Source organism: Streptomyces sp. NPDC097617, from assembly GCF_044761485.1.
Classification (GTDB): domain Bacteria; phylum Actinomycetota; class Actinomycetes; order Streptomycetales; family Streptomycetaceae; genus Streptomyces.
In genome coordinates this window covers 148,137-160,410 of sequence record NZ_JBIWCL010000015.1, presented here as the reverse complement: position 1 = coordinate 160,410, position 12,274 = coordinate 148,137, and the positions used below count along the sequence as shown (strand labels likewise).

The following is a 12,274-nucleotide window of genomic DNA, read 5'->3' as shown; positions in this document are numbered from 1 at the left end:
CGGAGGCGCTCTAGTCTGATCACTGCTCGACGGTTACTCGCCAGTTTAAAAAGTCAACGGCTGCAAACCCGCCAGTCCCCAAGCGCCCCCAGCGCCCCACGCCCACGCACGCAGCGTGGAACGGTCCGGAGGATGTCGTGAGCGACACACAGACCTATCTCGAGAACCGCCCGCCCACCGTGGCGGTGCTCTTCCTTGAGCGCGTCGCCGCGACGCCGAACGACGAGGCCTACCGGTACCCGGTGCCCGCGGCCGGCGGCTCGGGCGGCCCCGACGACTGGAAATCACTCAGCTGGGGCCAGGCGGCCGAGCGGGTATTCGCCATCGCGGCCGGACTGATCTCCCTCGGCCTGGAGACGGAGCAGCGCGTCGCGCTCGCCTCCGAGACCCGGGTCGACTGGATCCTCTCCGACCTCGGAGTGATGTGCGCCGGTGGCGCGGTCACCACGATCTACCCCAGCACCAACGCGGACGAGTCGGCCTTCATCCTCTCCGACTCCGACAGCCGGGTGCTCATCGCCGAGAACGCCAAGCAGCTGGCGAAGGCGCGCGAGCGCCGCGCCGACCTGCCGAACCTCGAGCACGTCGTGGTCCTCGACGCCGCCGACGCGGTCGCGGCCGAAGGTGACCCCGAGGGCTGGGTGCTCTCCCTCGCCGAGCTGGAGACGCGCGGCAAGGAGTACCTCGCCAAGCACCCCGAGGCGGTCAACGAGCGGATCGCGGCCATCACCTCCGACCAGCTCGCGACCCTCATCTACACCTCCGGGACGACCGGCCGCCCCAAGGGGGTCCGGCTGCCGCACGACAACTGGTCGTACCTGGCCAAGGCCATGACGGCCACCGGGCTGATCGGCAAGGACGACGTCCAGTACCTGTGGCTGCCGCTGGCCCACGTCTTCGGCAAGGTGCTGACCTCCGGGCAGATCGAGGCGGGCCACGTCACCGCGGTCGACGGCCGGATCGACAAGATCATCGAGAACCTGCCGGTCGTGCAGCCGACGTACATGGCCGCCGTCCCGCGCATCTTCGAGAAGGTCTACAACGGCGTGGCCGCCAAGGCACGGGCCGCCGGCGGCGCCAAGTACAAGATCTTCCAGTGGTCGGCGGGCGTCGCCCGCGAGTACGCCAAGGTCACGCAGGACAACTTCCGCCGCACCGGACAGGCGACCGCGCCCTTCGGCCTCACCACCAAGCACAAGATCGCCGACGCGCTCGTCTACTCCAAGCTCCGCGAGGCCTTCGGCGGCAATCTGCGCGCCGCCGTCTCCGGCGCCTCCGCCCTGGCCCCCGAGATCGGCTTCTTCTTCTCCGGCGCCGGCGTGCACATCCTGGAGGGCTACGGCCTGACCGAATCCAGCGCCGCCTCCTTCGTCAACCCGGGCGAGGCCTACCGCACCGGCACGGTCGGCAAGCCGCTCCCCGGCACCGAGGTCCGCATCGCCGACGACGGCGAGGTGCTGCTCCGCGGCCCCGGCATCATGCAGGGCTACCACGGGCAGCCGGACAAGACGGCCGAGGTCCTGGAGTCCGACGGCTGGCTGCACACGGGCGACATCGGCGAGCTGTCGGCCGACGGCTACCTGCGCATCACCGACCGCAAGAAGGACCTGATCAAGACCTCGGGCGGCAAGTACGTCGCCCCGGCCGAGGTCGAGGGCCAGTTCAAGGCGATCTGCCCCTACGTGTCGACGATCGTCGTGCACGGCGCGGACCGTAACTTCTGCTCCGCCCTCATCGCCCTCGACGAGCCGTCCATCCTGACCTGGGCCGCTGACAACGGGCTGGAGGGCAAGACGTACGGACAGGTCCTGGCCGCGCCGGAGACCAACCGCCTCATCGAGACCTACGTGCAGACCCTCAACGAGGGGCTGCAGCGCTGGCAGACGGTCAAGAAGTTCCGGCTGCTGCCGCGCGACCTCGACGTCGAGCACGGCGACCTCACGCCCAGCCTCAAGCTGAAGCGTCCGGTGGTCGAGCGTGAGTTCAAGCACCTGATCGAGGAGATGTACGAGGGGTCCCGAGAGGCGTAGCGCCTGCCGCGGGCCCGGCGGGGCGGGGTGAGGCGGGGCGTTGGACCGCCCCGCCTCACCCCCCTTTCCGGTGCTCCGCCCCCGGATCCCGCCTCTCGGACGCCGGCGCGGCCTTTCCGGTACGGGATGATGGGGGTATGCCTTCCGCACTCCCCGACGGTGAACCCATGCCCGAAGACGGCGCGCTGCCGTCGCATGCCCTGGCGGGCGTGGGGGAGCGGCCGCTCGGTTTCTACCTGCACGTCCCCTACTGCGCCACGCGCTGCGGGTACTGCGACTTCAACACCTACACGGCCACCGAGCTGCGGGGCACCGGCGGTGTGCTCGCCTCCCGGGAGAACTACGCCGACACCCTGATCGACGAGGTCAGGCTCGCCCGCAAGGTGCTCGGCGACGACCCGCGCCAGGTCCGGACCGTCTTCGTCGGCGGCGGCACGCCCACCCTGCTGCCCGCCGCCGACCTCGTACGCATGCTCGCGGCGATCCGGGACGAATTCGGCCTGGCCGAGGACGCCGAGATCACCACGGAGGCCAATCCGGAGTCGGTGGACCCGCAGTACCTGGCCGAACTGCGCGCCGGGGGCTTCAACCGGGTCTCCTTCGGCATGCAGAGCGCCAAACAGCACGTCCTGAAGGTGCTGGACCGCACCCACACGCCGGGGCGGCCCGAGGCGTGCGTCGCGGAGGCACGGGCGGCGGGCTTCGAGCACGTCAACCTCGACCTGATCTACGGGACCCCGGGGGAGTCGGACGAGGACTGGCGCGCGACGCTCGCGGCCGCGCTCGGGGCCGGGCCGGACCACATCAGCGCCTACGCGCTGATCGTCGAGGAGGGCACGCAGCTGGCGCGGCGGATCCGCCGGGGCGAGGTCCCGATGACGGACGACGACGTCCACGCCGACCGGTACCTGATCGCGGACTCGGTGATGGCCGAGGCCGGGTACTCCTGGTACGAGGTCTCCAACTGGGCCACCTCGGACGCCGGGCGCTGCCTGCACAACGAGCTGTACTGGCGCGGCGCCGACTGGTGGGGCGCGGGGCCGGGCGCGCACTCGCACGTGGGCGGGGTGCGGTGGTGGAACGTGAAGCACCCGGGGGCGTACGCCGCCGCGCTGGCGGAGGGGCGGTCGCCCGGGGCCGGGCGGGAGTTCCTGTCGCAGGAGGACCGGCGGGTGGAGCGGATCCTGCTGGAGCTGCGGCTGGTGGACGGGGTCCCGCTGACCTTGCTGGCCCCTGCCGGACTGGCGGCGTCGCGCAAGGCCCTCGCGGACGGTTTGCTGGATCCGGGGCCGTACGAGGGCGGGCGGGCCGTGCTGACCCTGCGGGGGCGGTTGCTGGCCGACGCGGTGGTGCGGGACCTGGTGGACTAGCCCAGGACTGGCCCGCGGCGCCGTTGCCGGGGGCGCTGCCCCCGGACTCCCGCGCCTCAAACGCCGGTGGGGCTGAAAGAGGCGCGGCGGGGCTGGAGCGGCCGGCTCAGGGGGCGGGTGTCGTGACGTGGTCGATGAGGTGTTCCACCGAGCCCAGGAGCGTGGGTTCCAGGTCGCGGTACGAGGTGACCCGGGACAGGATGTGCTGCCAGGCGGCGCCGGTGTTCTGCGGCCAGCCCAGGGCCCGGCAGACGCCCGTCTTCCAGTCCTGGCCGGGCGGGATCACCGGCCACGCGGGGATGCCCAGGGCGGACGCTTTCACCGCCTGCCAGACGTCCACGTACGGGTGGCCCACGATCAGGACGTCCGGCGTGGTCACCGACGCCGCGATCCGGGACTCCTTCGAGCCCGGCACCAAGTGGTCCACCAGGACCCCCAGGCGGGCATCCGGGGCCGGGGCGAACTCCGCCACCACGGCCGGGAGGTCGTCGATGCCCTCCAGGTACTCCACCACCACGCCCTCGATCCGCAGGTCGTCACCCCAGACCCGCTCGACCAGCTCCGCGTCGTGCCGGCCCTCGACGTAGATCCGGCCCGCCCGCGCCACCCGCGCCCGCGCCCCGGGCACGGCCAGGGAGCCCGAGGCCGTGAGGCGCGGTCCCGCGGGCCCGCGCGCGGGCCGGACCAGGGTGACCGCCTCGCCGTCCAGCAGGAAGCCCCGCGGCTCCATCGGGAACACCCGGCGCTTGCCGAAGCGGTCCTCCAGGGTCACCGTGCCCGCCTCGCAGGCCACCACCGCGCCGCAGAAGTCCGTACCGGCGACCTCGACCACGAGGTCGCGGTCCGCCGCCACCTCCGGCACGGCCTTGGGTCGCTTCCACTGCGGGGTCAGGTCGGGGGAGTACTCGCGCATCCGGCCGACAGTAGGAGAGCCGCGCGCGTCACGCCTCCGACACGCCGAAACGGGCCGCCAGTGTGGCGCGTTGCGCACGGACGAAGTCCGCCCCGACCACCGCTCCGTGACCCGGCACGTACAGTGCGTCGTCACCGCCCAGCGACAGCAGCCGGTCCAGGGCGGCGGGCCACTGGCCGGGCGTGGCGTCCGGGCCCGCCATGGGCTCGCCCGACTCCTCGACCAGGTCCCCGCAGAAGACCACCTCGCGCTCACCCGGTACGAAGACGGCCAGGTCGTGCCCGCTGTGCCCGGGCCCCACATTGGCCAGCAGCACCTGTACGCCGCCCAGTTCCAGCGTCCACTCGCCCGACACCCCGTGCCGGGGCAGCACCAAGAGGTCTACCGCCTCCGCCGCCTCCGCCTCGGCGAGCCCCTGCCCGACCGCGTCCCGGCGCAGCTCCTCGCGTTCCGCCGACAGCAGCGAGTCCAGCCCGACCGCGCCGAACACCTCGGCCCCGGCGAAGGCGGCCCCGCCCAGGACATGATCGAAATGACCGTGCGTGAATGCGATATGGGTTACGCCCCGACCCGTCAGCCGCTCCGCCTCGGCGCGCACCTCGGCGCCCTCGCGCAGGCACGACCCGGGGTCGATCAGGAGGACCGAATCCTCGCCCACCACCAGCCCCACGGTGCAGTCCCACACCGGCAGCCGCCGCCGCCCGGCCCTTCCGGTCAGCCGTTCCCACCCGCACTCTTCCCAACGCACGTCCATGCGGCGACGCTACCCTGGCGGGCCTCCCTTGCCAGGGGCTCGCCGCCCGGCCGTACACTGAGCGGGGGCTCTCTGGCACTCGAACGAACAGAGTGCCAACAAACACGGCAGTACACGGCAACGGACCACAGCTGGAGGTGTGCGCGATGCTCAGCGAACGCAGACTCGAAGTGCTGCGCGCCATCGTCCAGGACTACGTCGGGACGGAGGAGCCGGTCGGCTCCAAGGCGCTCACCGAGCGGCACCGGCTCGGCGTCTCGCCCGCCACCGTGCGCAACGACATGGCCGTGCTGGAGGAGGAGGGCTACATCGCCCAGCCCCACACCAGCGCCGGCCGGATCCCCACCGACAAGGGCTACCGGCTCTTCGTCGACAAGCTGGCGGGGGTCAAGCCGCTGTCGTCGCCCGAGCGCCGGGCGATCCAGAACTTCCTCGACGGCGCCGTCGACCTCGACGACGTGGTCGGCCGCACGGTGCGGCTGCTCGCGCAGCTGACCCGGCAGGTCGCCGTCGTCCAGTATCCGAGCCTGACCCGGTCGACCGTCCGGCACGTGGAGCTGCTCTCGCTGGCTCCCGCACGCCTGATGCTCGTACTGATCACGGACACCGGACGCGTCGAGCAGCGGCTCATCGACTGCCCGAGCCCCTTCGGCGAGACCTCGCTCGCGGACCTGCGGGCCCGGCTCAACAGCCGGGTCGTCGGGCGGCGCTTCACCGATGTGCCCCCGCTCGTCCAGGACCTCCCCGAATCCTTCGAGGCCGAGGACCGCGGCACGGTCTCCACGGTGCTCGGGACCCTCCTCGAAACCCTGGTCGAGGAGGCCGAGGAGCGGCTGATGATCGGCGGTACCGCCAATCTCACCCGCTTCGGACACGATTTTCCCCTGACGATCAGGCCGGTGCTCGAAGCGCTGGAGGAGCAGGTCGTGCTCCTCAAGCTGCTGGGCGAGGCCAATGAGTCGGGAATGGCCGTACGGATCGGGCATGAGAACGCCTACGAGGGACTGAACTCCACGTCGGTCGTCTCGGTCGGTTACGGTTCGGGCGGCGAAGCAGTCGCCAAACTCGGCGTGGTCGGACCGACCCGCATGGACTACCCCGGAACGATGGGAGCGGTACGCGCAGTGGCACGTTACGTCGGACAGATCCTGGCGGAGTCGTAAGTGGCCACGGACTACTACGCCGTTCTCGGCGTGCGCCGCGACGCATCGCAGGACGAGATCAAGAAGGCCTTCCGGCGCCTCGCGCGTGAACTCCACCCGGATGTGAATCCGGACCCGAAGACGCAGGAGCGCTTCAAGGAGATCAACGCGGCCTACGAGGTGCTGTCGGACCCGCAGAAGAAGCAGGTCTACGACCTCGGCGGCGACCCGCTGTCCTCCTCGGGCGGCGGCGGAGCCGGCGGCTTCGGAGCGGGTGGCTTCGGCAACTTCTCCGACATCATGGACGCCTTCTTCGGCCAGGCCTCGCAGCGCGGACCGCGCTCGCGGACCCGGCGCGGACAGGACGCCATGATCCGCCTCGACCTGGAGCTGGACGAGGCGGCCTTCGGAACCACCAAGGACATCCAGGTCGACACGGCCGTCGTCTGCAACACCTGCTCCGGTGAGGGTGCCGCTCCCGGCACCTCGGCGCAGACCTGCGACATGTGCCGTGGCCGTGGTGAGGTCTCGCAGGTCACCCGGTCCTTCCTGGGCCAGGTCATGACCTCGCGGCCCTGCCCGCAGTGCCAGGGCTTCGGCACCGTGGTCCCGACCCCGTGCCACGAGTGCGCGGGCGACGGCCGGGTCCGCTCCCGTCGCAGCCTCACGGTCAAGATCCCGGCCGGTGTCGAGAACGGCACCCGGATCCAGCTCGCGGGCGAGGGCGAGGTCGGCCCCGGCGGCGGCCCTGCCGGCGACCTGTACGTGGAGATCCACGAGCTGGCGCACCCGACCTTCCAGCGGCGCGGGGACGACCTGCACTGCACGGTGACCCTCCCGATGACGGCGGCCGCACTGGGCACCAAATGCCCGCTGGAGACGCTCGACGGGCTGGAGGAGATCGACATCCGGCCCGGCACCGGGTCCGGACAGGCGATCCCGCTGCACGGGCGCGGCGTCACCCACCTGCGCGGTGGCGGACGCGGCGACCTGATCGTCCACGTCGAGGTCACCACCCCGGGCAAGCTGGACGCCCAGCAGGAGGACCTGCTCCGCCAGCTCGCGAAGCTGCGCGGTGAGGAGCGGCCGATGGGCCAGTTCGCGCCGGGCCAGCAGGGGCTGTTCAGCCGGCTGAAGGACGCGTTCAACGGTCGCTGACCGACCGCGCACCACCGTCACGAGCCCGGCCAGGGGATTCCCCGGCCGGGCTCGTCGCATGAGCCCCCGCAGTGGCCGAAAGCCCGCCGGGAGGAGGACTATGCCAGGCGAATGTGGTGATTCGGCCGCATGCGCCGGACGTGGCACGATGCAGTCCATGTCCTCGGCAGCGAACGGTCTCGCCCCGTACCCGATCGTGCAGGCTCCCATGGCGGGCGGCGCCTCCTGCCCCGCGCTCGCCGCTGCCGTGTGCGAGGCGGGTGGACTGGGCTTCCTGGCCGGCGGCTACAAGACCGCCGACGGGATGTACCACGAGATCAAGCAGGTGCGCGCGCTCACCCGGCGCCGTTTCGGCGTCAACCTCCTGATGCCGCAGACCGGTTACGTCGACCCGGCCGCCGTGGAGACCTACCGCGGGCAGCTGGCCGGTGAGGCGAGCTGGTACGCGATCTCGCTTGCCGACGAGGACATCATCGGCACCAGCGACGACGGCTACGACGCCAAGCTCGCCATCCTCCTCGAAGACCCGGTCCCCGTGGTCTCCTTCACCTTCGGCTGTCCCACCTCCGCGGCCCTCGCCGCCCTGCGCAAGGCCGGTACGTACACCGTCGTCACGATCACCTCCGTCGAGGAGGCCCGCAGCGCCCAGCACGCGGGCGCCGACGCGGTCTGCGTCCAGGGCACCGAGGCCGGCGGCCACCAGGGCACCCACCGGGACGACCCGCAGATCGACGGGACGGCGACCGTGGGACTCCTCACGCTGGTGGCGCAGGTACGGGAGGCGGTCGCCCTCCCGATCATCGCGGCGGGCGGCATCATGCGCGGCTCGCAGATCGCGGGCCTGCTGGCGGCCGGCGCGGAGGCGGCGCAGCTCGGGACGGCCTTCCTGGCCTGCCCGGAGTCCGGGGCGGACCCGGTGCACAAGAAGGCGCTGACGGACGCGCTGTTCGTCCGCACCGAGCTGACCCGGGCCTTCTCCGGGCGGCTGGCGCGGGGGCTGGTGAACCGCTTCGTGCGCGAGCACGGGCCGTACGCCCCGGCCGCGTACCCGCAGGTCCACCACCTGACCTCGGGGCTGCGCAAGGCCGCCGCGGCAGCCGGGGATCCGCAGGGCATGGCGCTGTGGGCGGGCCAGGGTCACCGGATGGCGCGACCGCTGCCCGCGGGGGAGCTGGTGGAGGTGCTGGCGGCCGAACTGGCCCAGGCGCAGAGCACGTTGAAGGCAACGCAGATGAGGAGTGCGTCATGACCGCCCCGGTGTTCGTGGTGGAAGAGGTCCCCTCGGGGCCGGAGTTCGTCCTGGACGGGCCGGAGGGCCGCCACGCCGTGTCCGTGAAGCGGCTGAACCCGGGCGAGGATGTCGTCCTCACGGACGGCCGGGGCGGCTGGGCGGAAGCGGTCGTGAAGGCCGCCGAGGGCAAGGACCGGCTCGTCGTGGCGGTGTCCTCGGCGGGGCGGGAGCCGGAGCCGCAGGTCCGCATCACGGTGGTCCAGGCCCTGCCCAAGGGCGACCGGGGCGAGCTGGCCGTCGAGACGATGACCGAGACCGGCGTGGACGCGATCGTGCCCTGGCAGGCCTCGCGCTGCATCACGCAGTGGCGCGGCGACCGCGGGGCGAAGTCCCTGGCCAAGTGGCGGGCCACGGCCCGGGAGGCGGGCAAGCAGTCCCGCCGGGTGCGGTTCCCGGACGTGGCCGAGGCCATGTCCACCAAGCAGGTCGCGGCGCTGCTGGCCGGCGCCGACCTGGCGATGGTCCTGCACGAGGACCGCGACACCCCCTCCGGAGCGCTGGCCACGGCCGAGCTGCCCGCCTCGGGTTCCGTCGTCCTGGTGGTCGGCCCGGAAGGGGGCGTCTCCCCGGAGGAGCTGGCGGCCTTCGCCGAGGCGGGGGCCCACCCCTACCGCCTGGGCCGTTCTGTCCTGCGGACCTCCACGGCCGGGACGGCGGCGACCGCGGTCCTCCTGGCCCGCACGGGCCGCTGGTCCTGACGGCGAGGCCCGCCGGCCCCGGCGGGCCGAAATGGGCGCCCGCGGCCGGCGCACGGCTGGATACGATGCCCGGACCGATCAACGTCACGGGAGGCTCAGCAATGGCCGGGGAACCGCAGGCCGACTGCCTGTTCTGCAAGATCGTCGCGGGGAGCATCCCTGCGACCGTGGTCCGCGAGACCGAGACCACGGTCGCCTTCCGGGACATCAACCCGCAGGCGCCCACGCACGTGCTCGTCATCCCCAAGGTGCACTACGCCGACGGGGCCTCGCTGGCCGCGGCCGAGCCGGCCGTCGCCGCCGACATACTGCGCGAGGCCGGCCGGGTCGCCCTCGACGAGAAGATCGTCGACCACGGCTACCGGATCGTCTTCAACACCGGCGCCGGAGCCGGCCAGACCGTCTTCCACGCCCACGCGCACGTCCTCGGCGGCCGCGGCCTCCAGTGGCCCCCGGGATAGCTCGTGTCCGTACGAGAGTTCGTGGTGCTGGGCACCGCCAGTCAGGTGCCCACCCGCCACCGCAACCACAACGGCTACCTGCTGCGCTGGGACGGCGAGGGCATCCTCTTCGACCCGGGCGAGGGCACCCAGCGCCAGATGCTGCGCGCCGGGGTGGCCGCGCACGACATCAACCGGATCTGCGTCACCCACTTCCACGGTGACCACAGCCTCGGCCTCGCCGGGGTGATCCAGCGGATCAACCTCGACCAGGTCCCGCACCCGGTCACCGCGCACTACCCGGCCTCGGGGCAGAAGTTCTTCGACCGGCTGCGCTACGCCACGGCCTACCGCGAGACCGTCCCGCTCCGCGAGGAGCCGGTGGCCGCCGACGGCACGCTGGCCCAGGGGCCCCCGTACATGCTCGAGGCCCGGCTGCTCTCGCACCCCGTGGAGTCCTTCGGCTACCGGATCACCGAGCCCGACGGGCGCCGCATGGTGCCCGAGCTGCTCGCACGGCACGGGATCAAGGGGTCGGACGTGGGCCGGATCCAGCGCGAGGGGCGGCTCGGCGCGGTCACCCTGGACGAGGTGAGCGAGCTCAGGACCGGCCAGCGGTTCGCGTTCGTCATGGACACCCGGCTCTGCCCCGGCGTGGACGCACTCGCCGAGGGCTGCGACATGCTGGTGATCGAGTCGACCTTCCTCGACGAGGACGAACGGCTGGCCACCGACCACGGGCACCTCACCGCCGGCCAGGCGGCGCGCGTCGCGCGGGACGCCGGCGTGCGGCACCTGGTGCTGACGCACTTCTCGCAGCGCTACACCGACCCCGCCGAGTTCGAGCGCCAGGCCCGCGCGGCCGGCTTCGAGGGCGAGCTCACGGTGGCCGCCGACCTGATGCGGGTGCCCCTGCCCAAGCGGGGCTGACGGCGGCCATGGGCCCGGGGGGGGGGGGGGGGGCCCCGGGGGGGGGGGGGGCCCCGGGGGGGGGGGGCGCCCCGGGGGGGGGGGGCCGCCCCCCGGGGGGGGGGGGCCCCCCCGGGGGGGGGGGGGGGGGGGCGGGGGCGCCCCCCGCCCCCCCCCCCCCCCCGCGCCCCCCCCCCGGGCCCGGTCCGCCGAGTGGCCCGAGTGACGAAGGGCAATCCGAGGGTGATCTGCGCCACACTGGGTTTGGTCCTGCCCGGTGCGGGCAGGACTGGCAGCTTTCCACTGGAAACGTCATGCAGAAACGGGCCTTCGAGAAACAACGGGGAGATCGCCGTGACCGGTCGGGACTACGAAATCCGCGCAGCAGCTGTGGACCCGCTCGGTCCGCTGCGTGACCCGCAGGAACCGGGCTGCGACGTCTTCCTGACCGGAACGGTCTTCCTCGACATCATCTTCACGGGCCTCGACTCCGCCCCGGTGCGCGGTACGGAGTCCTGGGCGCGCGGCATGGGCTCCAGCCCCGGCGGCGTCGCCAACATGGCCACCGCCCTGGCCCGGCTCGGGCTGCGCACCTCGCTGGCCGCCGCCTTCGGGGACGACCACTACGGCGAGTACTGCTGGGACGCCCTCGAACAGGGCGAGGGCATCGACCTGTCCATGTCCCACACCATCCCCGGCTGGCACAGCCCGGTCACCGTCTCGATGGCCTACGAGGGCGAGCGCACGATGGTCTCGCACGGCCACGAGGCCCCCCAGCCCGCGGGCCCCGGGCCCTTCCCGCAGTGCCCGCCGCTGGCCCGCGCGGCCGTGGCCTCGCTGGGGCCCGGCCGCGGCGAGGAGTGGATCGGCGAGGCCGCCCGGCGCGGCTCGCGGATCTTCGCCGACGTGGGGTGGGACGAGAGCGGCCGGTGGGACCTGGGGGCCCTGGCCGACCTGGAGCACTGCGAGGCCTTCCTGCCCAACGCGGGCGAAGCGATGCGGTACACGCGGACCGACTGTCCCAGAGCCGCGGCCCGGGCCCTGGCCGAGGAGGTGCCGATCGCGGTGGTGACGATGGGCGCGGAGGGCTCGTACGCGGTGGACGGCCGCACCGGGGAGACGGCGCACGTCCCCGGGATCACGGTGGACGAGCTGGACCCGACAGGCGCGGGCGACGTCTACGTGGCGGGCTTCGTGACCGGCACCCTGGCGGGCTGGCCGCTCGCGGACCGGCTCGCCTTCGCCGGCCTGACGGCGGCCCTGTCGGTCCAGGAGTTCGGCGGCTCCCTGTCGGCCCCCGGCTGGCCGGAGGTGGCCCACTGGTGGCAGGCCGCCCCGCGGGAGCTGCGCGGCCGGTACGGCTTCCTGGACGACCTGATCCCGTCGGGCAGCACCCCGGCGGCCCGGCGCAGGGCTGTACCGACGATCGGCTTCCGGCACTCTGTGTAGCCGCGCGGGCGGGCGGTAAAACCCCTCGGGGAAGCAGCGCCGCAGACGTAGGCTTGGTATTCCGGAGGTCGTCGATCGGCGCGGCCCCTCAGCGGGAGGTGTGCGCAGGCCACAGTGCCG

At 72.9% G+C, this 12,274-nt stretch carries 11 protein-coding genes; 9 read left to right on the top strand and 2 right to left on the bottom strand.

The features are described from left to right. The first annotated feature begins 137 nt into the window (after positions 1–137). Both ACIQZO_RS23950 and hemW read left to right on the top strand, forming a co-directional pair. Positions 138–2,030, top strand: coding sequence for an AMP-dependent synthetase/ligase (locus ACIQZO_RS23950; protein ID WP_403629401.1), 1,893 nt, complete (start codon positions 138–140; stop codon positions 2,028–2,030). Between the two features lie 137 nt (positions 2,031–2,167). Further along, positions 2,168–3,400, top strand: coding sequence for a radical SAM family heme chaperone HemW (gene hemW / locus ACIQZO_RS23945; RefSeq protein WP_403629398.1), 1,233 nt, complete (start codon positions 2,168–2,170; stop codon positions 3,398–3,400). 106 nt (positions 3,401–3,506) lie between these two features. On the opposite strand, the gene ACIQZO_RS23940 is transcribed toward hemW, so the two are convergent. Beyond that, the gene (locus ACIQZO_RS23940; protein WP_403629395.1) at positions 3,507–4,313 is read right to left on the bottom strand and encodes a DUF3097 domain-containing protein; all 807 of its coding nucleotides are present in this window, start codon (positions 4,311–4,313) and stop codon (positions 3,507–3,509) included. A 28-nt stretch (positions 4,314–4,341) separates the two neighbouring features. Continuing rightward, positions 4,342–5,067, bottom strand: a complete 726-nt coding sequence (locus tag ACIQZO_RS23935) for an MBL fold metallo-hydrolase (protein WP_403629392.1) — start codon at positions 5,065–5,067, stop codon at positions 4,342–4,344. 146 nt (positions 5,068–5,213) lie between these two features. Between ACIQZO_RS23935 and hrcA the strand changes: the two genes are divergently transcribed. The 7 genes from hrcA (at position 5,214) to ACIQZO_RS23900 (ending at position 12,154) form a co-directional block, all read left to right on the top strand. Next, the gene (gene hrcA, locus ACIQZO_RS23930; protein WP_403629390.1) at positions 5,214–6,230 is read left to right on the top strand and encodes a heat-inducible transcriptional repressor HrcA; all 1,017 of its coding nucleotides are present in this window, start codon (positions 5,214–5,216) and stop codon (positions 6,228–6,230) included. After that, positions 6,231–7,367: a molecular chaperone DnaJ gene (gene dnaJ / locus ACIQZO_RS23925; protein ID WP_403629388.1), complete on the top strand. Its 1,137-nt coding sequence runs from the start codon at positions 6,231–6,233 to the stop codon at positions 7,365–7,367. Positions 7,368–7,524: 157 nt separating this feature from the next. Beyond that, complete coding sequence (locus ACIQZO_RS23920) at positions 7,525–8,616, top strand: nitronate monooxygenase (protein ID WP_403629385.1); 1,092 nt, start codon at positions 7,525–7,527, stop codon at positions 8,614–8,616. Next, complete coding sequence (locus ACIQZO_RS23915) at positions 8,613–9,356, top strand: 16S rRNA (uracil(1498)-N(3))-methyltransferase (protein ID WP_403629382.1); 744 nt, start codon at positions 8,613–8,615, stop codon at positions 9,354–9,356. Before ACIQZO_RS23920 ends, ACIQZO_RS23915 begins: the two co-directional genes overlap by 4 nt. Positions 9,357–9,457: 101 nt before the next feature. Further along, complete coding sequence (locus ACIQZO_RS23910; protein ID WP_403629380.1) at positions 9,458–9,817, top strand: histidine triad nucleotide-binding protein; 360 nt, start codon at positions 9,458–9,460, stop codon at positions 9,815–9,817. A 3-nt stretch (positions 9,818–9,820) separates the two neighbouring features. Then, positions 9,821–10,726: a ribonuclease Z gene (locus tag ACIQZO_RS23905; RefSeq protein ID WP_403629378.1), complete on the top strand. Its 906-nt coding sequence runs from the start codon at positions 9,821–9,823 to the stop codon at positions 10,724–10,726. Positions 10,727–11,059: 333 nt separating this feature from the next. Next, entirely contained in the window at positions 11,060–12,154 is a 1,095-nt protein-coding gene (locus ACIQZO_RS23900) for a PfkB family carbohydrate kinase (protein ID WP_403629376.1), read from the top strand. Positions 12,155–12,274: the final 120 nt, after the last annotated feature.

Coding starts and splice junctions, on each gene's coding strand:
- hemW (WP_403629398.1), top strand. CDS start 2,168: ATGCCTTCCGCACTCCCCGACGGTGAACCCATGCCCGAAGACGGCGCG.
- ACIQZO_RS23940 (WP_403629395.1), bottom strand. CDS start 4,313: ATGCGCGAGTACTCCCCCGACCTGACCCCGCAGTGGAAGCGACCCAAG.
- ACIQZO_RS23935 (WP_403629392.1), bottom strand. CDS start 5,067: ATGGACGTGCGTTGGGAAGAGTGCGGGTGGGAACGGCTGACCGGAAGG.
- hrcA (WP_403629390.1), top strand. CDS start 5,214: ATGCTCAGCGAACGCAGACTCGAAGTGCTGCGCGCCATCGTCCAGGAC.
- ACIQZO_RS23920 (WP_403629385.1), top strand. CDS start 7,525: ATGTCCTCGGCAGCGAACGGTCTCGCCCCGTACCCGATCGTGCAGGCT.
- ACIQZO_RS23915 (WP_403629382.1), top strand. CDS start 8,613: ATGACCGCCCCGGTGTTCGTGGTGGAAGAGGTCCCCTCGGGGCCGGAG.
- ACIQZO_RS23910 (WP_403629380.1), top strand. CDS start 9,458: ATGGCCGGGGAACCGCAGGCCGACTGCCTGTTCTGCAAGATCGTCGCG.